Here is a 25,123-nt window from a genome sequence, read left to right as displayed (position 1 = left end):
TACAATAGAATCAGAAAAGAAGAAAAGGAGGCTCTGACCATGAAAATACTGCTGAAAATTCTCTGCGCACCGATGATTGCCGTTCTGTCCGTTTTCGTCTGGCTGGCATCGAAGCTGGTTCAGATATCCGCTGTCGTTATGAATTTCATCGCCATTGCCGTGGGTCTGGGCGCACTCTGCATCCTTTTTGACGGAAAGACTGCCCAGGGCATCTGCGGACTGATTGCGGCGTTTCTCTTTACCCCGTTCGGACTGCCGATGTTCTCCATCATGCTCCTGGGACAGGTGCAGAAATTCCGCTACTGGATTCAGGACAGCGTGTACGGATAACAGAACTTTGCGCCAGGTTGGCGCAAAGTGCAGCCTGTCAAAGAAGCCCTATTGCCTCGTTGCAATAGGGCTTCAAGCAGGAAAAGGGAGGGAAAAGTCGAAAAAGCATCCACTTGTGGATGGCGAGTTTCTTGAGATTCAACGCAGCAAACTTGAGCTTGACCCAGGTGGATACCGCGGTCAGCCCTCGATAGGGTGTATAACGCATGGCGTGTTTCTCTTTTGCGTCCGCAAAGACGCGCTCAATAGTCTGCGAACGCAGGGCGTAAGTAGCTTTGCCGATCGGCGAATGTCGGACATCCTCCGCCCGTTCTATGTACTCATGCCAGATGTGGCGCTCAACGATTTTGGTGCACTGTCGGCTTTGCGTGCAGCGCTCACGGACAGGGCAGTTTTTGCAAACGTAGCTCTTGCTCTTGTATTCCCGGTAGCCCTCACGGTTGGTGGTCGCGTAACTCAGCACCTTGTTCTGCGGACAGAGAATGCAATCGTAGAACTCATCGAAAACATAATCATACCATGGCAGGTTGCCTTTCTTGGTCATCGGACGCTTATAGGGCAGCGACGCGATTCTTCCACTATCGAAGATTTGCTTGCAGATCCAAGGCGTTTTGTATCCTGCATCAGCTGTGACCACCTGTACCTCCGGATAGTGCTCAGTCAGTCTCTGGAATACCGTATCAAACGCAACGCTGTCGTGGACATTTCCTGGAGTGACCTCCGTTTCCAGTACGTAGCCGCGCTTGTCACAGACGGTATGCGCCTCGTATGCAAAGCACTTCTTGTGCTCGCCCTTGTGAAAGACGCCGCTTTCCGGGTCGGTTGTGGATTCGATCACCGTTTTCTGCTTCGGAGATGCCGAAGGTGTGTCATCGTCGTCATCCTTCTTCAGCGGTTTCTTTCCGTGCGCGGAACGATCCGCTGCGATCTCCTCGTCCAATTGCTCCTGATAATGCTTCGCTGCTATAGGTATCGATTTTTTCACATGCTTCTTCAAGTTCGCGTTTGCTTTAATGTGTGTTCCATCTACAAACACGACCTCCGGTGACAGGTATCCTGCACGGGAGACCTCCTCCAGTATCCACCGGAACACGCCTTCGATTACTTCCGCCGTGAAGCGATTCCGGAAGGCGTAGCTGATCGTCGCAAAGTGCGGCAGACGCTGCGACATGGTATATCCCAGAAACCAACGGTATGCTACATTTACTTCCGCGTCTCTCAGAGTCTGTCGCAGAGACCGGATACCGAACAGATGCTGAATCAATACCAGCTTGAATAGTACTACCGGGTCACAGCTCGGCCGTCCATTGTCCTCGCAGTACAAATCTTCTACCAGATCGTAGATGCGTGTGAAATCCACCGCTGCGTCGATCTTCCGCAGCAGATGCTCTTTGGGTACCAACATGTCCACACACAGCATCTCGATTGCCTGCCGCTGTTCAGTTTCTCTCTTCAGCATCCTCATCACCTATTCCCATTATATCAAAAAAGGCCGCTTTGTGCGACCTTTTTTGACAGGCTGAGATCTGCGAAAGCAGATCTTTTTTGTTTGAGAACCCCTCCTCCAGCCGCGTGGACATCCTCACCGGTGCCCGTCGAAATCCCGCTGGCGGGCGATTTCATACAGGCAGATGCTGGCGGCGGATCCCACGTTCAGCGAGCTGGCCGCGCCGTAGATCGGTATGCGCAGCAGCAGGTCGCAGGCCTCCTTCCAGGCCTTGCTCATGCCGAAGGTCTCGTTGCCCACGATCAGCACCGTGGGTTTGGAAAGGTCGGCCTCGTGCAGCGCCGCCGTGCCGTGGGCGCTGGTGCCCACGATCTGCATCGGCACCGGCAGCGCGCGGATGAAGCGCACCGCATCCTCCGCGGAGCCGAAGCCGGCAAACGGCACGTGAAAAGTGGTGCCGATGCTGGCGCGGATGCACTGAGGGTCGTAGAAATCGGCGCTGTGGCCGGTGGTCAGAACGCCGCAGGCGCCGAATGCGTCGGCGGAGCGCACCACCGTCCCCAGATTGCCCGGCGACGCGGGGCGGTCGCAGAGCACCAGCAGCGGGTTTGGAGCGTGATTGACGGCGCGACGCACCCGCGCCTCTCCGTCGGTGCGCTGGCGCAGGATGCACACCAGCTCGCAGGGGTTTTCGCGGTCGGAAAGCTCCGCCATCATGTCGCCCGGCATCGGGTTCAGCACGTCCGGCGCGGCCCGGTGGATCATGTCCTGCGCCCAGCCCGACAGCCGCTTTCCGCTGTCGTAGCCGATGGACTGGAAGCGCTCTCCGGCGGCGATGGCCTGCTCCACCGGATGCACGCCCTCCAGAAAGAACAGTTTGGTGCGCGTGCGCTTTTCGCGATTGCGGCTCAGCGTCTCATAGAGTTGGAATACGTCGTTTCTCGCCCGCAGCGGTCGGATCTCCGGCATGGGGAATCCCTCTCTTTCTGTGAATCAACTGGTCTTTGAGAAAATTATATCATACTGCGCGCCCAAATACAAGCGATCTGCGCGTCGGTTCCGGGAATTCAGACGGCACATCCGGCGAAGCTGTTTTTCGACGCCGGGCTTCCCCCGCCATGCGTCGGGGCGCGGCAACCGGTTCCGGGAATCTCCCCCACGAAAAAAAGCTCCTGGCGCGATGCCAGGAGCAGAGCTTGTCAAAATAGTATTTTGACAAGCTGGTGGACGGGGAAGCAAGCTCCCCCGCCACTGCCACCCTCTCCAGTTTTCGCTGAAATCCTTCGGATTTCCGGGCGCGAAAACTGCAATGAAGTGATTTTTGCTCTGGGAAATGGGATTTCCCGACTCAAAAATCACCCCGCCCCCGGCGTACACGCCGCCGGGTACGATTGAAATTCGAGAGGGCTGCGGCCCTCTCGAGCTCTCCAGGGGTTTTTTGACAGTCTGAACTTTGCGCCAGGTTGGCGCAAAGTGAATTACATTGATGAGGGCTTCTGCTTTTGCCGGCAGGAGCCTTTCTTTTTTGAAAAAGGCGGTGAACCGATATGGCAACAACACGCATTATCCCCATGCATCAGAACAAGGGAAAAACCATCCGGCAATGCCTGTCCTACAGATTGGATTACGGCAAAAATCCGGATAAGACCCAGGAGGGCCAACTGATCAGCGCCTATGCCTGCGACCCGGAGACCGCAGATGCAGAATTTGCGCTTTCCAAACGCGAGTATTTTCAGCTGACCGGCCGCAGGCAGGACAGCGATGTGATCGCCTATCAGGTGCGCCAGTCCTTTCGCCCCGGCGAGATTACGCCGGAGGAGGCGAACCGCATCGGCTACGAATTTGCCGAGCGATTCTTGAAAGGCAACCATGCCTTTATTGTCTGCACCCATACAGATAAGCAGCACATCCATAACCATATTTACTGGAACTCCACCAGTCTTGACTGCACCCGGAAATTCCGGAACTTCTGGGGTAGCACCATGGCAGTCCGGAAGCTGAGCGACCTGATCTGCGTGCAGCACAGGTTATCCGTCATTGAAAATCCGAAGCCCCACGGCATAAGCTACAACCGCTGGCAGGGTGATATTAAAAAGCTCTCAAACCGCGACCGTCTCTGTCTGGATATGGATGCAGCATTGGCGAATAAACCGCATGACCTTGAGGGCTTTTATTCGCTCATGGAGCAGGCCGGCTACACTGTTACCCGCGGGAAAAACATCACTTTCAGCCATCCGCGCCAGAAGCGCAATATCCGTATGCGCTCCCTTCCGGAAGAATACCGGGAGGATGCCATTCGGGAGGTGCTGGCAGGCAGGCGTATCCATAATCCGCGTAGACGACGCAATTCGCTGGCAGAGCAGAAAGCCCAGCTTGTCAGTTCGTTGGAGGCAAAACAGAATCAGGGGCGGGGCCGTTACTACGATCTGTCTATCCAGAATCAGATTACCAAACAACAGGCCAGGGCACTTCTGTATTATCAGCAGCATGGGTTTACCAGCGCAGATGATTTTGATGCATTTGCCGAATCGGTGGAAGCCGCAAAGCAGCGCAGAGATGCGTTGTCCGCGCAGATCACTTCTGCCGAAAAGCGGCTGAATGAGATTGCAGTCCTCCAGAAGCACATCACCAACTATCTCAAAACCAAAGATATCTATGCAGGCTATCGGGCGTCTGGTTATTCCAAAGCGTACTATGAGGAACATGAGGATGCGATCAAGCTCTGCAAAGCGTCCAAGCGGGCATTTGATGAACTGCTTCCCTCTGACACTTCCGGCAAAACTGCCGGTTCCCACAAGAAGCAGCTTCCTTCCCTGAAAGCGCTCCGGGCGGAGTACGCCGAACTGCTGGCGATGAAAAAGGCGGCATACCCGGAATACTACCGGGCGAAAGATGAGTACCGGGAGCTGCTGACTTATCAGGCTAATCTGGCTGGGCTGTTCGGCATTGAAAACGTCAGAAGCGCGCCTCAGCGCGAGCACCAGCAGGAAGAAAAATAAGCGCCGTCAGGTGCGCCGCCGAAGATGAAATCTTCGATCATTGGGGTTTGGGGATTGCCCCCAACAAGCAGAAATAGAAAGTTCCGCCTCCGGGCGGAATCTTTTTGTTTTGAGCCTTTCTGATCAGGAAGGCATTGCTTGCCAAAGAAGAGTTCGTTCAATAAAACTTTCGGATGGATGTGTTTTATGACACACCTTGAGATTGAATTGTTCATACTTTCGTGCTATAATAAAATGTGAATTCTACTAACCACTTGCCGGAAATAAGAGAGGGATAAATTATGGCTGTAAGCTACAAAAAATTATGGAAACTCCTTATTGACAAAGACATGAAAAAGAAGGAACTGGAGCAACAGGCGAAAGTGAGTCACTATACTGTCAGCAAGATGTATCGCGGAGAAAATGTTACTATCGATATTTTGGAGCGGATTTGCAAAACGCTGGATTGCTCTCTTGATGACATGTTATACGCCAACTTTGAAAACAACTTTGAAAAAGCTGTTTTCTGGTATTTAAGGTTTTATAGCAATCCAACGAATTACTGCACATAGCCACATGAACGAAACCAACCAAAGCAATCGGATTGGCGAATAGTAGAAAATGCCCGCTTAATTGCCTCAGGAAGTTGTGCTGCAATACGTATCTTCTGCTTTCTGAGATTGGCCTTGAGTTTTGACCACATCTTCTCAATTGGATTCAGATCGGGACTGTATGGCGGCAGATACAGATACCGGACGCCGGCCCTATCCAATAGCTCTTTTACAATCTTTGCATGATGAGAACGCATATTATCCATTACAATGATATCTGTTTCAGACAGCGTTGGCAGAAGAGTAGAGCTCAGATATTCCGCAAAACGTTCTGCTGTCGTTCCACCTTGATAGATTGTATATGCAGTCTCTCCGGTAATGCGGACAGAAGACAAAATAGTAGTATTGGCCGGCGTATTGACAGGAGTGCTGTCAATTGCTCGTCTTTCTTTCCGGGCACGGGCATAATGCCTTGTCATATTTGTGTTGACTCCGCTTTCATCAAGAAATACCAGGCTGTTTGCGGCGTTCTCCGGTATAAGCTGCTCCCAATTTTTCCGTTTTTGCTGTACATCGGGGACGCTCCTGTTCCGAAGCATGCAGAGACTTCTTTTTATAGACATATCCAAGCTTCAAAATTGTTTTACGTACCGTTTCATCACTTACATGGAGTTGGAGTGTATCAATAATCTCATTAATTGTAATATCCGGCTGTTGCTGGATCAAACAGTCAATATTCTGAATATCTTTCCGGCTCAGAGAAGGTTTGCGTCCACGCAGGGAAGTCCTCGTTTCAACAGAACCGGTCTCTCTCATCCGCTTTACCAAACGGTAGACTGTGCTTGTATTTACACCAAAACATTCTGCTACTTCTTTTGCATTATGCGTTCTATTCCATGCTTCAATCAACAATTTTCTGGCTTCGTTGTGCAACATAATAATCACCTCTTGATTTAATCATAATACCTTTGTCAAGAGAGTGCACTATTTATTTGGATTGCTATAGAATGCAAGGAACAGTGAATTGGAGTTCGTCTTGTTATAATTAGCTTCTTGGGGTATCTTTAAATACTGTAGAAAAGAGGAAGGAAATAATAAATGGCTAAAATGAGAATATCACCGGAATTGAAAAAACTGATCGAAAAATACCGCTGCGTAAAAGATACGGAAGGAATGTCTCCTGCTAAGGTATATAAGCTGGTGGGAGAAAATGAAAACCTATATTTAAAAATGACGGACAGCCGGTATAAAGGGACCACCTATGATGTGGAACGGGAAAAGGACATGATGCTATGGCTGGAAGGAAAGCTGCCTGTTCCAAAGGTCCTGCACTTTGAACGGCATGATGGCTGGAGCAATCTGCTCATGAGTGAGGCCGATGGCGTCCTTTGCTCGGAAGAGTATGAAGATGAACAAAGCCCTGAAAAGATTATCGAGCTGTATGCGGAGTGCATCAGGCTCTTTCACTCCATCGACATATCGGATTGTCCCTATACGAATAGCTTAGACAGCCGCTTAGCCGAATTGGATTACTTACTGAATAACGATCTGGCCGATGTGGATTGCGAAAACTGGGAAGAAGACACTCCATTTAAAGATCCGCGCGAGCTGTATGATTTTTTAAAGACGGAAAAGCCCGAAGAGGAACTTGTCTTTTCCCACGGCGACCTGGGAGACAGCAACATCTTTGTGAAAGATGGCAAAGTAAGTGGCTTTATTGATCTTGGGAGAAGCGGCAGGGCGGACAAGTGGTATGACATTGCCTTCTGCGTCCGGTCGATCAGGGAGGATATCGGGGAAGAACAGTATGTCGAGCTATTTTTTGACTTACTGGGGATCAAGCCTGATTGGGAGAAAATAAAATATTATATTTTACTGGATGAATTGTTTTAGTACCTAGATTTAGATGTCTATGAACAATAGAATCATTCCACTACCTTCTGCTATCAATAAGACTGACACTGTTTCCGAAGCTGAGTCAATAACATCAGAAAAATGTCTGCTTTATGTAGCGATGACTCGTGCACAAAAGGGTGTCTACATCACAAGCTACGGCAAAGAATCAGATTTTTTGAAGCCGTAAAGTTAATTGTCACGCAGTTACCGTATGGTAGCTGCGTGATTTTTTTTGCCTGCATACCTGCGGCCTGATTCCTATCGCATACTTCATGCAACATAAACGCGCTTCCTGCCGGTCGCCTCCGGTCATTGCAGAAACAATGGATATTGTATGCAAATTGACTTGGAGAGTGAAAAAATGCGTGAATTAAAGATTATTCGTATTCTTTTAAGTGTGTATGTTCTTAATTGTGAGCATACGCTCATGTACAGGTGCAGAAAAATACGCCTGTTCGCGGTAAAATATATATACAAGATAAGACGAAAGGCAGGTGCGTGAACATGGACAAGGAAATGAGCCTCAAGAATCGGGACAGACTCATTCAGCTGGGCATAACCATTTCTACGTTCAGAAAGTATCGCGGCCTGTCCCAGGAGCAGCTGGCAGAACGTGCGTCAGTCAGTCGTTCTCTTATCAGTTCAATCGAGGCTGCGGGTATAGCCAAATCATTTTCGCTTGAGGTGTTCTATAACATCGCCGATGCGTTGGAAATAGAGCCTGCAACATTGCTGAGCGCACCGACACAATTCGATAACCTTTTGAAACAGAACACCTGACCACATCCTTGGGATAGCTGATATAGAATCATTGCAGCACAGACTGCCAGTATCATGTACTGGCGGACTGTGCTGTTTTTTCGTTTTGGAAATGTATCTTCTGTTGTTCGGAGAAAGGAGAGGGATATCATGGCAGGCTTGTTTAAGAAAATCGGCAGGACGCGCCGGATTCCGGAGAAACTGGCGCAGTATGACGATGAATACCTGCTGTACTGTGTGGAAAAGGATCGCGTTGAAACCGTTCTTGAGAGCACGCTGCATGAGACCGACGATCCGAAAGAGATCATTGATGTCACATTGAAAATGGTATGTGAGTTCTATGGCGGTGACTGGGCCGGCGTCATGGATATCGATATGGATACCTGCCTGTGGAGACCGGTCTGCTGGTTCCGAGCGGGAGGTGCAACCGACAGAACACGCGAACTGATCAGCGGCCTGGAAGATGCCGAGGTCGTGCCGCGCTGGCTGGAAGCTATGCACAGCGCCATGCCTGTTGTTCTGCCTGATACGACTGAAATCAAGGAATCCAATCCGGCTGAATTTGCACTGTATGAGCGTCTGGAGGCAAGAGCCATCCTGGCATCCCCTTTTTCTCCGACACCGACCGGCTTTCTTGTCATCCGCAATCCGTCGAGATATCTGGAGCGGCCGGAAGCGCTGTACATCTTCGCCTATGTTCTTCATCGCGCGCTTGCCCAGCAGAATGTCATGGAACGTGAGAAGATCATCGAGGCCATGAACCCGATAGAACCGAGCTATGATGTCTATATCAGTTTCTTCCGCGACCTGGAAATCCGCACAGCCGGCGGTACGCTGACCGAGCAGATCATCAATGCACCAAAAACCATTCAGCTTGTTGCCTATCTGTTGCTGAAGCCGGAACGCGCCCACTCACCGAAAGAAATCTTTGAGCATCTGAACCCCGGAGAAGATTTTGACGGCAATACGAATGCGATTCGCGGCAGCATATACCGGTTTTCCAATATGTACGCAAAGCGCACCGGACAATCCGCAAGACTGATCGTCCGGGAAGGCAGCGGATACAGGCGAAATCCGAATCTGAAGATTACGACCGACATCGAACAGTTTGACCTGCACCTGAAAGCAGCCGAAGCAGCTTCTGGAAGCGCTGAAAGAATTGAGGAGCTTCGCAAGGCGGTAGAGCTTTACAAAGGCCCGGTTTTCATGTGCGGCAGAGACCAGCTGTGGCTGAATGATATTGTCAGTCAGTATGAGGTTCGCTACATCAAGGCCGCAGATGCCCTGATGCGCGAGCTGGCAAAGCAGAAAGACTATGCGGGCGTCATGCAGTACGCCGCCAGGGCGCATGAGCTGTTCCCCGGCAACGGTCTGATCTGTTACTGGCTCATCATGGCGACATACAGTCTGTCCGGTGCCGATATGGCAAAGAAGGAATACTTCCGCCTCAAAGACGATATGACACAGGAGGAAATCGATGTGGTGACGGAGCATCTGAAAAAGAACAGCCTGATACGTTATGAGGAGCTGTTCGGCGTGTAACACATCCGGCGCACAGAGAAAACACCCGATTTTTCCCAAAACACAGAGGACACACAAAACAAAGATAAAATAGAATAGAACGAACAGCCGTGACACTCCAGCTGCACAGCTGAGGAACCCCTGTAAGTTAGCCTTTTAGCGCAAAAGCTAAACGACAACTTACGGGGGTTTTCTTATGTCTCCGGCACAATTTTATCATAGAGAGGCTTTTGTTCCAGCAGACAAAGACCTCTCTATTTTTTATGCCCAAACGCGCAGAACGCGCTGCCGTTCTCCTCCTCCGGTTTCTGAATTCCAGACAAAATTCAGAAATTCGGAGGATAAGACAATGGCATACAACAAGGCCAGTGAAGAAAGAAAATGGCGGCTCTGGAAAGAAGCCGAGGAAAAACAGATGCGCGAGCTTGGCGTCAGCGAGGACAGGATTGCGCAGCTCCGTGCTTACGATTGGGAAGTTTTCAATTCCGACCGGCGGTATTACGAGCATCATGCGGATAGCGGCGATTATCTCGAACAGCTTGCGGCAGATGAGGAGAAACCGGATGCGAAAACTGTTTCGGATTTTCTGGACGGTATCGACAGCCCCGCGCTGTTCAGCCTGCTTTCGGAAACCGACCCGATCACCGTTCTGATTGCGCTGAGAAGATCTCAGGGAAAATCATTTTCCGAGATTTCTCTGGAAGTGGGGTTATCTGAAAACACCGCCCACCGGCGTTGGACTCGCCTGAAAGAAAAAATCAAAAAATCTTTTTGTGCCTGTCCGAAAACAAGCCTTCCCACCGGCTAAAGGGTGAGAGGAGCAAATGAGTCTGTCTGATAAAAACGATTCGCGCTCTGCTTACTGAACCTTGAAAATTTCATACACATTCATCAGGTACGTTCCTGTGCGGGAGAGATTCTCCAGCTGCATGATGGTGCGCCATGACACGCCTGCCCCATCCGGGTGATTACGGAAAGCAAGGCGGTGAGCGATTCCGAACCAATCAGAAATATCCGGCTGCAACGGATACGGCAACGAAACGCACAAGGGATAATGATACTTCCGTAATTCGCGGCCCGGCCACAATGAAGGCGGGGAGGTTAGATTCCTATGAGGCAGCTTCGCAGACTGCCGCCTGGTGAGTTCCCCGCCTCCGGGGGTCGTGGACGAATGGGAGACAGTATATAGAAATTAAGATTTGGGAGGTGAAGCCATTGCGCAAAAACTGGGAGTACCGGCGCGGAGACGTCTATCTGGCAAACCTCGATCCGGTCGTGGGTGCAGAAATCGGCGGTATCCGCCCGGTGCTGGTTCTTCAGAACAACACGGGCAACTTCTTCAGCCCCACGCTGATTGCTGCGCCGCTCACCTCCAACATTGATAAAAAGCCGAATCAGCCGACCCATTTCCTGCTGGAACAGGTACGCGGACTGAGCCGGCCTTCCATGGTGATTCTGGAACAGCTGAAAACGTTGGATAAGCGCCGGATCATCAGATACATGGGACGGGTGGACAGCAGTATTCTGTACAGCCCGGAATTCTGTAAGTGCCTTGCGGTGAGCCTGGCACTTTCTTTGTAATATGCAGGCACTCAGTGTGAGTGCGGAAAGGAGCAGACCATGACACTGGATGAAATGAGAAAAGTGGATATCCGGACGGTTGACCCGGCGACGCTTCATGACCGACGGGATGTACGCATCGACAGCCGTCAGCCGAGAGAAAAACGCATTGCGTCCTACCTGAAGCAGATCGGCAATCCCTACTGCTACGTTGATGACGGTGTTGTCGTAAAAATCGGGTTTATGAACACCCGCGAAACGATTGATGACCGGCTGGAAGGCTATGCCCGCAGTCAGGTCAGCAAGGGCTGAAACAAATATCGACATCATCGACTGTCCCGGATGATTTCAATACAATGATAGCGGAGGTGATAAAAATGCCAGACAGAATCTGGAACGCAGCAGAATATACCCGTCTTTCCCGCGATGATGGAGACAAGGCGGAGAGCAATTCCATAACGAGCCAGAAGGAGATCATCCGGGATTATGTGCGCAGGCATCCGGAATTCGTGATCGTCAAGGAGTATGCGGATGACGGCTATTCCGGCGTCAACTTTGAACGTCCGGGATTCAGGCAGATGATGGAGGACATCAAGGCAAAGAAAATCGACTGTGTGATCTGCAAAGACCTCAGCCGGTTTGCCAGAAACTACATCGATGCAGGACGGTATCTGGAAAAGATTTTCCCGTTCATGGGTGTGCGGTTCATTGCCATCAATGACAACTATGATTCCTGCGGCGAAAAGGCGCAGTCTGATGCCCTAATCGTACCGTTCAAGAACCTGATCAACGACGCTTACTGCCGCGACATATCCGTCAAGATTCGCTCTCAGCTGGACATCAAGCGCAAGATGGGCGACTTCATCGGAGCCTTTGCACCCTATGGCTACCGGAAGGATGAGACAAACAGGAACAGGCTGGTGGTGGATGAGGAAGCCGCCCGGACGGTGGAGCTGATCTTCCGGCTCCGCATACAGGGGCTGTGCAATTCCGCCATTGCCGACCGGCTCAACAGCATGGGCGTTCTGAGTCCCATGGAATACAAGCAGGCGCAGGGCTTCAACTACTCCTGCGGATTCCGCAGCAACGAACAGGCACAGTGGAGCCCCATGCTGGTGAAACGAATCCTGTCCAATGAAATCTATATCGGAACGCTGATCCAGCACAAATCCGGCACCCCGAACCACAAAATCAAAAAGCGTGTGGAGTATGACCGGGATGAATGGATCGTCATCGAGAATAACCATGAGCCCATTATCTGCCGCTCGGATTTTGATACCGTTCAGAATCTGATGCTGCGGGACGTCCGCACAGCGCCGAAGCAGGAAAAAGTTCATCTGTTTTCCGGCTTCGTGTTCTGCGGCGACTGCAAACATACCATGGTGCGGAAGACCGTCCCCAGCGGCGGGAAAAAGTATCATTACCTGGTCTGTTCCACCAACAAAGCGGGTAGGGGCTGTTCCCCGCATACATTCAGCGAGGACAAGCTGAAATCCATCGTTCTCCGGGTAGTAAACGACCATATTGAGCTGACCGCCCAGGTGGAACAGGTGCTGGATTACATTGCATCGCTGCCGGAACAGGAGCGGCGCATTATCAACTATGACGCCCAGATGACGGCGCTGGAAAATGAAATCAAGCGGTATCAGGATTTGAAAATCAACCTGTATTCGGATATGGCGGATGGTGTAATCAGCCGTGAGGAATACAAGGAGTTCCATGCGGGCTATGACCGCAGGATTGCAGACAGGCAGCGCCAGCTTGGAAAGCTGAAGGATGAGCGCAGTCAGGCCATGGAGAACAGCTCCGGGAACATCGAGTGGATTGAACAGTTCAAGAAGTACCGGCATCTGACGGAGCTGGACAGGGAGTGCATCGTTCACCTGATTGAGAAAATCCTGATCTATGACGGCAAGCGCATCGAGGTGTGCTTCCGTTACAGAGATGAGCTGGAAAACGCATTGCAGTATATAGAACGGTTTGAGGATGTCCTTCCGGCCGAGGAAGGTGTAACAATACCTGAGAGGAGGAACGCATAATGGCAAGAAAGAAAAGACAGTATTTACAGTCGGAGCAGGCGAAGGAACCGGTCAGTGCCATGCTGCCGTCCGTCTGGGAGACGGCTATCTACGCCCGACTCTCGGTTGAAAACAGCAAAAAGAACGACGACGGCGATTCCATTGAGGGACAGATTGAAATCTGCCGGGACTATGTATCGGAGCACCCGTACCTTCATCTGGCAGATACCTATGTGGATAACGGATGGACCGGAACCAACACGGACCGCCCGGAGTTTCAGAGGTTGCTCTCCGACATTCGGGAGGGAAAAATCAAGGCGCTGGTCATCAAGGATTTCAGCCGGTTTTCTCGAGATTATATTGAGGCGGGAAATCTGCTGGAGAACATCTTTCCCGCCATGGGCGTCCGGTTTATCTCCGTGGTTGACCGCTATGACAGCTTTGAAACGGACGGCTCCGCCAGCAGCCTGCTGATTCCTCTGAAAAACCTGATCAACAGCTTCTATTCCAGAGACCAGTCCAAGAAGGTGTCTCTGGCAGTTCATGCCAAACAGCTGGCCGGTGAACACATTCCCAGCATGATTCCCTACGGATACCGGAAATCGACCACACAGGAGTACCGGTTTGAACCCGATCCGGAGACCGCACCGATTGTCAAGAGAATCTACGCACAGTTTCTCTGCGGCACCGGAGCGCGCCCCATCATGCGTCAGCTGAATGAAGAAGGAATTCCTTCTCCCGGTAAGCTCCGCTATCTGCGCGGACAGACCAATCGGGCGTGCTATTCCGACTGCCTCTGGACACAGCAGGTTATCAAACAGATATTGATGAATCCGACCTATATGGGCGACCTTGTCTTTGGGCGGATGCCGACGGCGCTGTATCTGGGACAGCCGGATTACCACTATGAACCGGATGAGAGTAAGTGGCGTATTCTGCCGGATATGCACGAAGCGCTGGTCAGCCGGGGCGACTTCTATCAGGTCAGAGAAATTCTGGAGGCAGGCCGCCGCGAGAATGAGGCCAAACTGGAAGCCAGCCGGAATTACCGCGAAAAGCATCCGCAGATCTTCAGAACCGGAATCGTCCGGTGCGGGCACTGCGGCTCCAATCTTGGTTACAGCCGTCACGGAGAGAAAAAGGAAGGCCGGTACAACTGCCGGAACAAGCAGTATGGCCGCTGCGATGTTGCCGTCGGCATCTCGGAGAAAAAGCTCGCGCCGATTGTCTGGAACGCGATCCAAACACAGTTTGCCCTGTTCGCGGATTTTGAGAAAGTTGCCGGGCGGCTGAAAGACAGCGGCATTCAGACACAAAGGCAGACCGATCTCCAACAGGAAATGCTGGAAGTTAGTGAAAAGCTGTCTGGTTATCAGAAAAAGCGGGAGCAACTCTACAATGACTATGTGGACGGTATCCTCTCTGCCGGAGACTATATCGAGCTGAAAACCCGTTTTGATGCAGCGTATCAGGAGCAGAGCTCTCGGCTCAATCAGCTGTCGGTGGAGCTGGCCAGGCTGAACCGGATGCTTTCTGATGAGAACAAGTGGCTTGTGAACATCCGGAATATCCGCAAGGCGCGGAAGCTGACGCCGGAAATTGCCCAGGCGATGATTGATCACATCAACGTATATAAAATCGGTTATGCCCAGCACCGGCTGGAGATCATATTCCGTTTTCAAGAGGAACGGGATGTACTGGAAGCTGTTTATCACGAAATGGAAGGAGGTGAACCCCAGTGAAGAAATTGTATTTGTATATTCGCTTGTCCGATGCAGACGATGACCTGAAATTCAAGACTGAGAGCGAGAGCATCGCCAATCAGCGCACACTGCTGTATCGGTTTATCCGCGCCCGCCGGGAGTTTGACGGCTATGAAGTGGATGAGTTCATCGATGACGGCTACTCCGGCACCAACGGCAACCGTCCGTCCTTTGAGCGGATGATTGAAAGCCTGAAAAACGGCGAGGCAAACGTGGTTATCTGCAAGGATTTCAGCCGCTTTTTCCGCGACTATGTGGAGATCGGCGACTATCTGGAGCGTATCTTCCCGTTCCTGGGCGTTCGCTTCATTGCCGTCAACGATGGGTATGACAGTGATGACTACAAGGGCTCCACGGCCGGCATGGAAGTGGTTATGAAGTATATCGTCTACTCCTATTACAGCCGCGACCTGTCCCAGAAGATCAAAACCGTCATGAGTACCAGAAAGAGCAAAGGTGAGTTTGTTGCCGCGCAGCCTCCTTATGGTTACATGAAAGACCCGGATGTAAAGCGGAAGATTATTCCCAACCCAGATACCGCGCCTGTGGTGCGGAAAATCTTTGACCTTGCGCTGGAAGGAAAAACGCCGGCTGAAATTGCCGTTGTCCTGAACGATTATAAGCTGGAAACGCCGTCGGCTTACTATAGGCGGATGAACCCTGACAGCAAAAAGTTCCGCACTTCCTCTCAGGAAGCCTGCTGGACGGTCAGCAATGTGCGGGAGATTCTGAAGCGCCGGGAATATACCGGCGTGATGGTCATGAATCAGCGCCGCTGGAAGGGGCTGGACAATCCCCGGACGGTATGGACGGATGAGTCCGAGTGGCAGATCATCCCGGACTGCCATGAGGCCATCGTCAGCGAAAGCGAATACGAAGAAGCGCAGAAGGTGTTCCGCAAAATCCGCAAGGGCTATGATCGCAGTCCCGATCAGTATCTGCTGCGCAGTCTGGTTCACTGCGGGGCCTGCGGACGCACCATGCAGCGGCAGAAACACTCCCGTGTGATTTACTACACCTGCCTCAAATCTGTATCCAACAGAGAAACCGCCTGTCCGGTGGGCGAACGGTTCGTTGAGGCCGACCTGGAGCGCATCGTGAAGAATGACCTGCTTGAGAAGCTCCGTCTGCTGGTGGATGCAGATGACCGCCTGTATGCGGCAGCAGCTGCCAGCGAAGGCACAGAGGAAAATCTCAGATTCCGGCTGGAACAGATTGAGAAACGCATCAAGCAGATTTCCGTCAGCCGGGTCAGCGCTTACGAGCGGTACGCCGAAGGGCGACTTCAGAGGGATATATACCTCATGGAACGCGATAAGCTGAACGCGGAGAACGACAGACTCAGCGCCGAGAAAGAGCGGCTGGAAAAGGGGCTTTTATCCCTTTCCCAGAGCAGGAACCGTGAATTGACAGAGACCTGTGATTTGGCCCGCCGGACGCTGACTGCGGACGAGCTGACCAATGAAATGCTCCTGTTCTTTATCGACCGCGTGAATGTGTACAGCGGCATGAGGGTGGAGATCATCTATCGTTTCTCCGATGAGATTGCCCGGTTGATCGAGCCGGAGAATACATCAGAATAAAAGCGGGAGCGGGCCCTGTTTACTGGGTGCCGCTCCTACTTATGTGGGCTTGAGCAGCCCATATTTTTTTAGTCTTTGCTTAACATCAGCAAATCCTCCGTATTCGATCAAATGGGCTGGAAGTGACAATCCACTGCTGATTAACGACCCTCGTTTTTCTCCGGCCGGCGTTCTCGCACCGAAGTCCAAGGCTGACCTTGCTTTTATCATGCACTCCCTTTCCTGGCTTGCGTCCAACGGAACGGCGGCGATTGTCTGCTTCCCCGGCATTATGTACCGTGGCGGTGCAGAGAAGAAAATCAGAAAGTATCTGATTGACAATAACTATATTGACTGTATCATCCAGTTACCGAGCAACCTGTTCTTCGGTACTTCCATAGCGACCTGCATCATGGTTTTGAAGAAGGGGAAACCCGACAACGAGACGCTGTTTATTGACGCATCCAACGAGTGCATCAAGGTTACGAATAACAATAAGCTGACCCCGGAAAATATTCAGCGCATTGTGGACACTTTTGCCAATCGCGAGGAAGTGGCACACTTCTCCCATCTGGCAACCTGTGAGAAAATCGAGGAAAACGACTACAATCTTTCTGTTTCCACCTATGTGGAAGCCGAGGACACCAGAGAGAAAATCGACATTGTGAAGCTCAATGCCGAGATTGAGGAAATCGTTGCCCGTGAACAGGTTCTCCGTGATGAGATTGCGAAGATCATCGCAGAAATCGAGGTGGGATGATGAGCAGACTGCATGATTTGATAGATGAGCTTTGCCCTGATGGCGTAACGTTTCTTACTCTTTCGGAACTGTTTAATACGAGAAATGGATATACTCCATCTAAATCAAATAAAGAATTTTGGGAAAACGGAACAGTACCGTGGTTTCGCATGGAGGATATACGCGAAAATGGGAATATTCTCTCTGATTCATTGCAGCATGTTTCAGAAAAAGCTGTGAAAGGGAATCTATTTCCAGCAAATTCAATTATTGTTGCAACATCTGCCACGATAGGCCAACACGCCTTAATTACTGTTAAATCTCTTGCAAATCAGAGATTTACCTATCTTATGCTGAAAGAGCAGTATAAAGATAAGTTCGATATAAAATTCCTTTATTACTATTGCTTTAAGCTAGATAATTACTGCTTATCGTGTCTTAATCAAAGTAGCTTTGCATCAGTTGATATGGGTAAATTCTCAAAATTTGAGTTTCCCCTTGTACCGCTAGAAGTCCAGCGTGAAATTGTCCGCATTCTGGATAATTTCACGGAGCTTACAACGGAGCTTACGATGGAGCTTACTGCCAGACAAAAACAATATAGCTATTATCGTAATCACTTGCTTTCATTCAATTCAGAAATTCCCTTTGTCAAATTAGGTGATTTCTGTGATTTGCTTACCGGATTCCCGTTTGATAGTTCGCAGTTTGTGAATCAAGGAATTTGTTTGATGCGTGGAATGAATATAAAGCGTGGCATTTTAGAGTTTAATGATGATATAGACCGTTACTGGGAAAATAGCAATGGACTGGAACGCTTCTTGCTTGAAGATGGTGATATTGTAATTTCTATGGATGGTTCTCTTGTTGGAAAGAGCTACGGAATGGTTCGTCAGGATAATTTACCGTTGCTTCTTGTTCAACGAGTAACACGAATTAGGACAGAAAAAGCCAATATCAGATATGTGTACCATTATATAGCCAGTGGTTCCTTTACATGCTATGTTGAGAAGAAAAAAACCGGAGGAGCAATTCCACACATCAGCTTGAAAGATATTGCTAATTTCTCAATTCCGCTGCCCGAACTTGATGTTCAGAACAGGCTTGTGGATATTCTGGACAACTTCGATGCCATCTGTTCTGACCTCAATATTGGTCTCCCTGCGGAAATCGAAGCAAGAACAAAGCAATACGAATATTATCGGGATAAGCTGCTCACGTTCAAGGAGAAATAAACAAAGGGGGATACTGTATGAGCACTTACAACATCATTGCCGCAAGCAATGAAAGTACCGTGGTCGCTGAATATACGCCGGAAAGCTCACGCTCTGACAGTTTTCAGAGCGAGGCGGCTCTTGAAAAGGAATTCGTCCGCCTGCTGACCGAACAGGGATATGAGTACCTTACCATCCATGACGAGAACGGTCTGATTGCCAACCTCAGACGGCAGCTGGAACTGTTGAACAGCTACAACTTCACAGACAGCGAGTGGCAGCGCTTCTTCACGGAAACGCTTGCCAACGCCAACGAGGGCATTGTTGAAAAAACCCGCACCATTCAGACTGACCATGTAAAGGTACTTCGCAGGGATGATGGAACTTCCAAGAATATTCAGCTCATCGACAAGAAAAACATTCACAACAATCGTCTACAGGTAATCAACCAGTATGAAGAAACCGAGGGAAATCACGACACACGCTATGATGTGACCATCCTTGTCAATGGCCTGCCCCTTGTCCATGTGGAGCTGAAACGCCGCGGTGTGGCAATCCGTGAAGCCTTTAACCAGATCAAACGCTATCAGCGTGACAGCTTCTGGGCAGCAAGCGGACTGTATGAGTATGTTCAGATTTTCATTATCTCCAACGGTACGCATACCAAATATTATTCCAATACCACCAGAAGCAGCCACATCAAGGAGATGGGCCAATCTGAAAAGCAGAAATCGAAGAAAACAAGCAACAGCTTTGAGTTTACTTCTTTCTGGGCAGACGGAAACAACAAGGTCATTGCAGACCTTATTGACTTTACGAGGACATTCCTTGCCAAACACACAATTTTGAATGTGCTGACCAGGTATTGTGTGTTTACCACGGAAGATATTCTGATGGTTATGCGGCCTTATCAGATTGCGGCAACAGAACGTATTCTGAACCGCATTGAGGTTTCAACAAACTACAAGAAGATGGGAACGATAGATGCCGGAGGATATATCTGGCACACCACAGGAAGCGGAAAAACGCTGACTTCATTTAAGACGGCACAGCTTGCGTCTGCCCTCCCTTATGTGGACAAGGTTCTGTTTGTGGTCGATCGAAAAGACCTTGACTATCAGACCATGAAAGAATATGACCGTTTTGAAAAAGGCTCTGCCAACAGCAACGCTTCCACGAAGGTGTTGCAGAGACAGCTTGAGGACAGAGACGAAAAAGGCGGCTTCCACAAATACAAAATCATTATTACTACCATTCAGAAGCTGGATAACTTTGTAACCAAGAATAAAGGACATGAAGTATTCAGCAAGCATTGCGTTATCATCTTTGATGAGTGCCACAGAAGCCAGTTCGGAGATATGCACGCTAAAATCGTGAAGGCGTTCAAGAATTATCATCTGTTTGGCTTTACAGGCACACCGATTTTCGCAGCCAATGCAGCGAAAGGAAAGCATATGGCGATGCTGACCACGCCGCAGACCTTTGGCGACCAGCTTCATACCTATACCATTGTGGACGCGATCAATGATGGCAATGTTCTTCCGTTCCGTATCGACTATGTGAACACGGTCAGGGAGAAAGACAACATCAAGGATAAAAATGTTTCTGCCATCGACATTGAAAAAGCAATGGGTGCGCGGGAGCGTATTCGGGAAATCGTCAAATACACGCTGGAACATTTCGACCAGAAAACCAAACGCAATAGCTTCTACTCCCTGCAGGGCAAACGCATGGCAGGGTTTAACGCCATGTTCGCTGTCAGCTCCATTCCCATGGCAATGAAGTATTACAAGGAGTTCCAGAGACAGATTGCGGAAAGCCACCGTCAGTTTACGATTGCTACGATTTTCAGCTATGCCGCAAATGAGGATGACCCGGAAGATGTTCTGCAGGAGGAAGGCTTTGACACCGATGCTCTTGACCAGACCTCCCGTGATTTCCTTGAAAGTGCCATCCGGGATTATAATCGGGTATTCAACACCAACTTCGACACTTCTTCTGATAAGTTCCAGAATTACTACAAAGACCTGTCCATGCGTGTGAAGAACCGGGAAGTTGATCTGCTGATTGTTGTGAATATGTTCCTAACAGGCTTTGATGCTACAACGCTCAATACCTTGTGGGTGGACAAGAACCTCAAGATGCACGGACTGATTCAAGCGTATTCCAGAACCAACCGTATTTTGAACTCTGTTAAGACCTACGGGAATATTGTCTGTTTCCGTGACTTGCAAAAAGCTACGGACGATGCAATCGCCCTCTTTGGTGATAAAAATGCAAGCGGCATTGTGCTTCTCAAGAGCTTCAATGACTACTGGAACGGCTACGAGGACAACGATGGCAAATACCATCCCGGCTATATTGATTTGCTTGAAAAGCTGGAAACAGAATATCCCTTGGGAGAGCGGATTGTCGGAGAACAGGCAGAGAAAGAGTTTATCAGGCTGTTCGGCACAATCCTGAGTATGAGGAATATTCTTGCATCCTTTGACCAGTTTGCCGAAATGGACAGTATTGCCGCAAGGGATTTGCAGGACTATCAGAGTATATACCTTGACCTCTACGATAAGTACCGCAGAAAAGGCGCTGGAGAAAAAGAAGACATTACAGATGATATTGAATTTGAAATTGAGCTGATCAAGCAGGTGGAAATCAATATCGACTACATATTGATGCTGGTTGAGAAGTATCATGACGGCAACTGCGAGGATAAAGAAATCCTTGCTTCCATCCGCAAAGCGATAGATGCAAGCATACAGCTCCGCAGCAAAAAAGAATTGATTGAAGCCTTTATCAGTCAGGTAAATGTCGATACGCAGGTTACTGCCGATTGGCGTCGCTTTGTTCTGGAACAGGAAGAAAACGACTTGAAAGAAATCATCACAACGGAAAAGCTCAAGCCGGAAGAAACAAGAAAGTTTGTTGACAATGCGTTCCGTGACGGAGCATTGAAAACAACGGGAACAGAGATTGATAAACTCATGCCCCCTGTATCACGCTTCGGTGGCGGTGGCAGAGCCAAGAAAAAGCAAGGGATCATCGAGAAGTTGAAAGCGTTCTTTGAAAAATACTTCGGACTGGGAATTACAGAGTTCAGAGCCGAGTGTTCTGATGAACTGAAGCTGTAACAGAATGCTTATTACAACTGCTAGAAACATCGGAAGGCGGATTCACGATACACGGAAAGCAGCAGCGCGATTGCAAGAAGCACAAAGATGTTAAACATTGTGTGCGGAGACTGCAATGAACAATTCATAGAGGCATAAGGAATGGGCGGCGCAAGCCGCCCGACTTTTTACAAACTGTGTTTGTAAAAGTTTACTTTAACGAACAGAACAAAAGAGAATGCTTTCGTGTTCGTAAAATACAGAAAAATAATTTGCAAACATGTTCGGAAAATAATTGATATTTGCGAACACATTTGCTATAATAAAAACAGGAAGAGGGTGCAAACCATGAGCAAGGAAGTTGGATATGTTAGAGTGTCGAGCGCGGGACAGAATTTAGAGCGACAGATTGAAGCGTTGCGGAAATACGTGCCGGACGAGATGATCGTAACTGACAAGGTCAGCGGCAAAGATTTCAATCGTCCGGGCTACCAGTCGTTGAAGGTAGGTATCGGCAAACTGGTGGAAGGTGACACGCTCTACATTAAATCACTCGATAGACTTGGGAGAAACAAAAGCGAGACGATAGAAGAACTGCGCTATTTCAAAAATATCGGTGTTCAGGTAAAGGTGCTCGATATCCCAACGACAATGATTGACAGGGTTGAAGGGCAAGAATGGGTGTTCGACATGATAAACAACCTGCTGATAGAAGTGCTGGCAAGTGTGGCCGAACAGGAGCGCAAGACAACTAAGCAGAGGCAAGCTGAAGGGGTAGCGTGCATGCCGGTAGATGAGAACGGCAAGAAATACAGCGCGAAGACAGGACGTTATAGAGGGAGACCAGCGTTGACTGCTCCCAAAAACTGGAATGAAGTGTATGCAGCATGGAAAGCTGGAGAAATTACTGCCAAAGAAGCGATGGAGAAAACAGAAACAAAGCGAACCAGCTTTTACAAATTGGTCAAGCTGACCGAGGAAGAGCAGAATAAAAATTAACATTCAAAAAGTACAGATAAAAAGGACAGCGTACGAAGCTGTCCTTTTGTTATTCTGGAGAGAGTAAGGATGGAGCGTTCAGTCGCAGACACCGCGAACGAAGTAAGGAATATGACAACATCATCGGTTTTGTATAGGGGTATATTTTACATTTTTCTGAAAACAGAGTTTTCTATAAATATACTGTTGCGACCGTTAAAAATATTCGGACAGTTTTAAGAAATAACAATAAACATACTTGAGCGTCCGGTATAATAAACCTCTTGCGTGAATATTTATCTAAAAAGCATGATATAAAAAGAGACACAGCTAATAAACTATGTCTCTATAAATGAACGTATATGATGGAAAAATTAGTTGCTGCCAAGATTACTTTTTTTTTAATTTCTTAGGTTCTGGTAATTCCACACATATATCAACGGTATCGTATATCGACTCATCAGACTCGCAAAAATATTCTTGGTGCCAGAATATTACACTTGCATTAGCAGCTTCTTTTGAGGTGTGTTTGACACCTTTTCTAAATGAATCACATATTTTTGAAATTTCTTCAGGAGAGAGCGAAGTATTTTTTAATGAATCTAAAACATCTTTGGGAACAAAACCATCCGGATATAAAACGTACTGTAGGAAATCTCCCAGTGGAGTATATTGATTGTTATATTCACTTTCGAGTATGCAATTTAACATGCCGATGCAATCGTAAGTTTCTGAACTATTATCTCTGACTTTCTGAATCCCTTTGATTGCTTGCTCGGATAAGCCTGTATCAATACAAACAGAGCGATATTCTTCATCTTTATAATCGACTCTTCCGGTCAAATAATCAAGAGAAACTCCATAATAATCCGCAATTTGAATGAGAGTTTTGTAATTTGGAATGTTGATGCCGTTTTCCCATTTATTGTAGTTTGCAAATTTTACACCTAGGTTTTCAGCACATTTACGTTGACTAATAGAACCACGCAACTCTTGAAGCCTGTCTTTTAACTCCATAATTTGACAACACCTTTTAAATGATTAGATAAGAGTTTGAAATAAGTTTAGCAGGATTAGCAGAAAAGTCAACCAAAATATATTTTTATTTTTGAAGATTATAAATCTAATAAAAAAATAAAATGCAAAAATAAGATTAACAATTGACAATCTCGAGGAGGCGTGATAAAATATTTTCAAAAATAGCGAAAGGAGTATTTTTATGGCGTTAAGCAGAGGCAGTACTTTATCCATGCGGCAATGTGCCGACATTCTGGGCATCTCTTTGCCGACGATGTACAAACTGTCAAACAGACCGGATTTTCCGGTGATCGCAGTTTCATCACGTCGAAAGATTGTTCGTGCTGAATCGTTGGAGCGCTGGATGGACGAACAGGAGAAGAAGAGCATGGGTTGCATGGATACAGATGGCTTCTAAAAATAACAATCATCCGGGGATACGTCTACGAGATGATGGTCGATGGGAATATCGAGTACAAGTCCCGGACCCAAAAACTGGGAAGAAAAAGACAGTTTCTCGGTATGCCACCAGCTGTGAGGAGGCCAAGCGGAAACGAACTGACTGGTTGTATGAAATCAATCACGGTGTATATACATCTACAACCCCAATAACGGTTGAAGAGTGGTTTCGGCAATGGCTTCACGAGTATACTGGAAACTTAGCAGCCAGTACATATGACTCCTATGTCAAAAAGACGGAACGATTTATCATTCCTGCATTGGGACATATCAAACTGCAGAAGCTTACGACGCAAGACGTTCAAGGGCTTCTCAATGATATGCAACGAAATCAAATGAACTGGTTGGAGGGCAAAACGCCTGACCATTCGTATTCGGCAAAATATATTCATAACGTACATGGAATTATTCATGTCAGTTTAAAGAAGGCAGTTGGAATCGGATTGATTTCAAAAAATGTTGCCGATGAGTGTACTCTGCCTAAAAAACTTGCTCCGGAAATTGAATCGTTGACCGAAGAGCAGGTTTTGGCTTTTTTAGATGCTGTTGCAGGTCACGAGTATGAGCTTTTGTATAAGATCGCATTGTTTACAGGTATGCGTCAGGGGGAAATTCTAGGGTTAAGCTGGGGAGACATTGATTTTAGGAACGGCTCTGTCACCGTTCGCAGGCAGTTACAGAGGAACGATCATGTGTATGATCGTATCCTTCCGAAGTATGGCAGCGTCAGAAAAATGTATCCCGCACCAATAGTAATGAACCTTCTCAGACAGCAGAAGGAGAAACAGGCTTTATACAAAAAGCGAGCAAAAGAAGCGTGGAATAATCCCATGAATCTTGTCTTTACAAAGCCGAACGGTGAAAACGTGAGCCAATCGACAGTATACAAGCAGTTTAAGAAACTGGTGGAAGCAATCGGGTGCCCGAATGCAAGATTTCATGATTTGCGACATACATTCACTGATATGTCGTTTGCGGCGGGCGATGATCCCCGGACTGTACAAGGAAATCTTGGACATAAGACTGCAACCTTTACGCTGGAACGATATGCGCATTTCAATGCAGACAGCGGCAGACGTTCAGCGCAGAGAATGCAGCATTATATCGAGAATTTGGGTGTTGCAGATGAGGAAGCAGTGGAAGATACAACTAGCATGCCATTAAAAGACGAATAAGTCAAATGTGGTCATAGTTGTGGTCAAACAAACACGGACGGAACGAAAA

General features: G+C 48.6%; 22 protein-coding genes and 2 pseudogenes. 19 read left to right on the top strand and 5 right to left on the bottom strand.

What is annotated here, in order from left to right; translation table 11 throughout:
• Positions 1–39: 39 nt before the first annotated feature.
• A complete protein-coding gene (locus ACLM7Z_RS01685) occupies positions 40–330 on the top strand; it encodes a CD1845 family protein (RefSeq protein ID WP_117445227.1) in 291 nt (96 codons plus the stop codon).
• On the opposite strand, the pseudogene ACLM7Z_RS01680 reads toward ACLM7Z_RS01685, so the two are convergent.
• Together ACLM7Z_RS01680 and ACLM7Z_RS01675 are read right to left on the bottom strand one after the other, a co-directional pair.
• Positions 309–1,789 (bottom strand): annotated as a pseudogene (locus tag ACLM7Z_RS01680) (IS1182 family transposase). The gene ACLM7Z_RS01685 and the pseudogene ACLM7Z_RS01680 sit on opposite strands and share 22 nt — an antisense overlap.
• A 123-nt stretch (positions 1,790–1,912) precedes the next feature.
• A complete protein-coding gene (locus ACLM7Z_RS01675; protein WP_435645505.1) occupies positions 1,913–2,746 on the bottom strand; it encodes a TrmH family RNA methyltransferase in 834 nt (277 codons plus the stop codon).
• Between the two features lie 578 nt (positions 2,747–3,324).
• Here ACLM7Z_RS01675 and ACLM7Z_RS01670 point away from each other — a divergent pair.
• Together ACLM7Z_RS01670 and ACLM7Z_RS01665 are read left to right on the top strand one after the other, a co-directional pair.
• Positions 3,325–4,776 carry a relaxase/mobilization nuclease domain-containing protein gene (locus ACLM7Z_RS01670; protein WP_435645504.1) on the top strand — a complete coding sequence of 484 codons (1,452 nt, stop codon included), beginning with the start codon at positions 3,325–3,327 and terminating at the stop codon, positions 4,774–4,776.
• Positions 4,777–5,057: 281 nt separating this feature from the next.
• The gene (locus tag ACLM7Z_RS01665) at positions 5,058–5,327 is read left to right on the top strand and encodes a helix-turn-helix domain-containing protein (RefSeq protein ID WP_435645503.1); all 270 of its coding nucleotides are present in this window, start codon (positions 5,058–5,060) and stop codon (positions 5,325–5,327) included.
• Here ACLM7Z_RS01665 and ACLM7Z_RS01660 read toward each other — a convergent pair.
• On the bottom strand, positions 5,315–5,905 hold the full coding sequence (locus tag ACLM7Z_RS01660; protein ID WP_435645463.1) for an IS630 family transposase: 591 nt from the start codon (positions 5,903–5,905) through the stop codon (positions 5,315–5,317). The genes ACLM7Z_RS01665 and ACLM7Z_RS01660 overlap by 13 nt on opposite strands.
• Positions 5,808–6,242 (bottom strand): helix-turn-helix domain-containing protein, encoded by a 435-nt coding sequence (locus tag ACLM7Z_RS01655; RefSeq protein WP_087018087.1) that lies wholly within the window; start codon positions 6,240–6,242, stop codon positions 5,808–5,810. The genes ACLM7Z_RS01660 and ACLM7Z_RS01655 overlap by 98 nt, the downstream gene beginning before the upstream one ends.
• A gap of 162 nt (positions 6,243–6,404) precedes the next feature.
• On the opposite strand from ACLM7Z_RS01655, the gene aph(3')-IIIa reads away from it, so the two are divergent.
• From aph(3')-IIIa to ACLM7Z_RS01585, 14 genes and pseudogenes are all read left to right on the top strand, one after another.
• Complete coding sequence (gene aph(3')-IIIa / locus ACLM7Z_RS01650; protein ID WP_001096887.1) at positions 6,405–7,199, top strand: aminoglycoside O-phosphotransferase APH(3')-IIIa; 795 nt, start codon at positions 6,405–6,407, stop codon at positions 7,197–7,199.
• A 13-nt stretch (positions 7,200–7,212) separates the two neighbouring features.
• A complete protein-coding gene (locus ACLM7Z_RS01645) occupies positions 7,213–7,389 on the top strand; it encodes a 3'-5' exonuclease (protein ID WP_435645502.1) in 177 nt (58 codons plus the stop codon).
• 317 nt (positions 7,390–7,706) lie between these two features.
• Positions 7,707–7,982 carry a helix-turn-helix domain-containing protein gene (locus ACLM7Z_RS01640; protein WP_117445232.1) on the top strand — a complete coding sequence of 92 codons (276 nt, stop codon included), beginning with the start codon at positions 7,707–7,709 and terminating at the stop codon, positions 7,980–7,982.
• 129 nt (positions 7,983–8,111) lie between these two features.
• Complete coding sequence (locus ACLM7Z_RS01635) at positions 8,112–9,503, top strand: BTAD domain-containing putative transcriptional regulator (protein ID WP_435645501.1); 1,392 nt, start codon at positions 8,112–8,114, stop codon at positions 9,501–9,503.
• Between the two features lie 328 nt (positions 9,504–9,831).
• A complete protein-coding gene (locus tag ACLM7Z_RS01630; RefSeq protein WP_435645500.1) occupies positions 9,832–10,290 on the top strand; it encodes a sigma-70 family RNA polymerase sigma factor in 459 nt (152 codons plus the stop codon).
• Positions 10,291–10,697: 407 nt separating this feature from the next.
• Positions 10,698–11,063, top strand: coding sequence for a type II toxin-antitoxin system PemK/MazF family toxin (locus ACLM7Z_RS01625; RefSeq protein ID WP_435645499.1), 366 nt, complete (start codon positions 10,698–10,700; stop codon positions 11,061–11,063).
• A gap of 39 nt (positions 11,064–11,102) precedes the next feature.
• Positions 11,103–11,354 (top strand): DUF6870 family protein, encoded by a 252-nt coding sequence (locus ACLM7Z_RS01620; protein WP_117445236.1) that lies wholly within the window; start codon positions 11,103–11,105, stop codon positions 11,352–11,354.
• 65 nt (positions 11,355–11,419) lie between these two features.
• Positions 11,420–13,081 carry a recombinase family protein gene (locus ACLM7Z_RS01615; RefSeq protein ID WP_435645498.1) on the top strand — a complete coding sequence of 554 codons (1,662 nt, stop codon included), beginning with the start codon at positions 11,420–11,422 and terminating at the stop codon, positions 13,079–13,081.
• Complete coding sequence (locus ACLM7Z_RS01610; RefSeq protein WP_435645497.1) at positions 13,081–14,802, top strand: recombinase family protein; 1,722 nt, start codon at positions 13,081–13,083, stop codon at positions 14,800–14,802. The genes ACLM7Z_RS01615 and ACLM7Z_RS01610 overlap by 1 nt, the downstream gene beginning before the upstream one ends.
• Positions 14,799–16,406, top strand: a complete 1,608-nt coding sequence (locus tag ACLM7Z_RS01605) for a recombinase family protein (protein ID WP_435645496.1) — start codon at positions 14,799–14,801, stop codon at positions 16,404–16,406. Before ACLM7Z_RS01610 ends, ACLM7Z_RS01605 begins: the two co-directional genes overlap by 4 nt.
• Before the next feature lie 79 nt (positions 16,407–16,485).
• Positions 16,486–17,145, top strand: a pseudogene (locus tag ACLM7Z_RS01600) (type I restriction-modification system subunit M); the annotation flags it as partial.
• Between the two features lie 17 nt (positions 17,146–17,162).
• On the top strand, positions 17,163–18,359 hold the full coding sequence (locus ACLM7Z_RS01595) for a restriction endonuclease subunit S (RefSeq protein WP_435645495.1): 1,197 nt from the start codon (positions 17,163–17,165) through the stop codon (positions 18,357–18,359).
• 17 nt (positions 18,360–18,376) lie between these two features.
• Positions 18,377–21,466 carry a type I restriction endonuclease subunit R gene (locus tag ACLM7Z_RS01590; RefSeq protein WP_435645494.1) on the top strand — a complete coding sequence of 1,030 codons (3,090 nt, stop codon included), beginning with the start codon at positions 18,377–18,379 and terminating at the stop codon, positions 21,464–21,466.
• A 327-nt stretch (positions 21,467–21,793) separates the two neighbouring features.
• Positions 21,794–22,444, top strand: a complete 651-nt coding sequence (locus ACLM7Z_RS01585) for a recombinase family protein (RefSeq protein ID WP_087022134.1) — start codon at positions 21,794–21,796, stop codon at positions 22,442–22,444.
• Positions 22,445–22,813: 369 nt separating this feature from the next.
• Here ACLM7Z_RS01585 and ACLM7Z_RS01580 read toward each other — a convergent pair whose 3' ends face one another.
• Positions 22,814–23,440, bottom strand: a complete 627-nt coding sequence (locus ACLM7Z_RS01580) for a helix-turn-helix domain-containing protein (RefSeq protein WP_087022049.1) — start codon at positions 23,438–23,440, stop codon at positions 22,814–22,816.
• 202 nt (positions 23,441–23,642) lie between these two features.
• Between ACLM7Z_RS01580 and ACLM7Z_RS01575 the strand changes: the two genes are divergently transcribed.
• Together ACLM7Z_RS01575 and ACLM7Z_RS01570 are read left to right on the top strand one after the other, a co-directional pair.
• Positions 23,643–23,858 carry a helix-turn-helix transcriptional regulator gene (locus tag ACLM7Z_RS01575; protein ID WP_108721064.1) on the top strand — a complete coding sequence of 72 codons (216 nt, stop codon included), beginning with the start codon at positions 23,643–23,645 and terminating at the stop codon, positions 23,856–23,858.
• Positions 23,848–25,074: a tyrosine-type recombinase/integrase gene (locus ACLM7Z_RS01570; protein ID WP_087022040.1), complete on the top strand. Its 1,227-nt coding sequence runs from the start codon at positions 23,848–23,850 to the stop codon at positions 25,072–25,074. Before ACLM7Z_RS01575 ends, ACLM7Z_RS01570 begins: the two co-directional genes overlap by 11 nt.
• Positions 25,075–25,123: the final 49 nt, after the last annotated feature.

Source organism: Butyricicoccus porcorum, assembly GCF_051246315.1.
GTDB classification, from domain to species: Bacteria; Bacillota; Clostridia; order Oscillospirales; family Butyricicoccaceae; genus Butyricicoccus_A; species Butyricicoccus_A porcorum.
Note: the sequence above shows the minus strand (reverse complement) of the source record. Positions and strands in the feature narration are given on the sequence as shown.

Bases quoted from the DNA above. Each gene is read 5' to 3' on its own strand.
- ACLM7Z_RS01615 (WP_435645498.1), top strand. From the start codon at position 11,420: ATGCCAGACAGAATCTGGAACGCAGCAGAATATACCCGTCTTTCCCGC.
- ACLM7Z_RS01570 (WP_087022040.1), top strand. From the start codon at position 23,848: ATGGCTTCTAAAAATAACAATCATCCGGGGATACGTCTACGAGATGAT.
- ACLM7Z_RS01685 (WP_117445227.1), top strand. From the start codon at position 40: ATGAAAATACTGCTGAAAATTCTCTGCGCACCGATGATTGCCGTTCTG.
- ACLM7Z_RS01585 (WP_087022134.1), top strand. From the start codon at position 21,794: ATGAGCAAGGAAGTTGGATATGTTAGAGTGTCGAGCGCGGGACAGAAT.
- ACLM7Z_RS01655 (WP_087018087.1), bottom strand. From the start codon at position 6,242: ATGTTGCACAACGAAGCCAGAAAATTGTTGATTGAAGCATGGAATAGA.
- ACLM7Z_RS01610 (WP_435645497.1), top strand. From the start codon at position 13,081: ATGGCAAGAAAGAAAAGACAGTATTTACAGTCGGAGCAGGCGAAGGAA.
- ACLM7Z_RS01670 (WP_435645504.1), top strand. From the start codon at position 3,325: ATGGCAACAACACGCATTATCCCCATGCATCAGAACAAGGGAAAAACC.
- ACLM7Z_RS01620 (WP_117445236.1), top strand. From the start codon at position 11,103: ATGACACTGGATGAAATGAGAAAAGTGGATATCCGGACGGTTGACCCG.
- ACLM7Z_RS01635 (WP_435645501.1), top strand. From the start codon at position 8,112: ATGGCAGGCTTGTTTAAGAAAATCGGCAGGACGCGCCGGATTCCGGAG.
- ACLM7Z_RS01675 (WP_435645505.1), bottom strand. From the start codon at position 2,746: ATGCCGGAGATCCGACCGCTGCGGGCGAGAAACGACGTATTCCAACTC.
- ACLM7Z_RS01640 (WP_117445232.1), top strand. From the start codon at position 7,707: ATGGACAAGGAAATGAGCCTCAAGAATCGGGACAGACTCATTCAGCTG.
- ACLM7Z_RS01590 (WP_435645494.1), top strand. From the start codon at position 18,377: ATGAGCACTTACAACATCATTGCCGCAAGCAATGAAAGTACCGTGGTC.
- ACLM7Z_RS01630 (WP_435645500.1), top strand. From the start codon at position 9,832: ATGGCATACAACAAGGCCAGTGAAGAAAGAAAATGGCGGCTCTGGAAA.
- ACLM7Z_RS01660 (WP_435645463.1), bottom strand. From the start codon at position 5,905: ATGCTTCGGAACAGGAGCGTCCCCGATGTACAGCAAAAACGGAAAAAT.
- ACLM7Z_RS01580 (WP_087022049.1), bottom strand. From the start codon at position 23,440: ATGGAGTTAAAAGACAGGCTTCAAGAGTTGCGTGGTTCTATTAGTCAA.
- ACLM7Z_RS01645 (WP_435645502.1), top strand. From the start codon at position 7,213: ATGTCTATGAACAATAGAATCATTCCACTACCTTCTGCTATCAATAAG.
- ACLM7Z_RS01575 (WP_108721064.1), top strand. From the start codon at position 23,643: ATGGCGTTAAGCAGAGGCAGTACTTTATCCATGCGGCAATGTGCCGAC.
- ACLM7Z_RS01665 (WP_435645503.1), top strand. From the start codon at position 5,058: ATGGCTGTAAGCTACAAAAAATTATGGAAACTCCTTATTGACAAAGAC.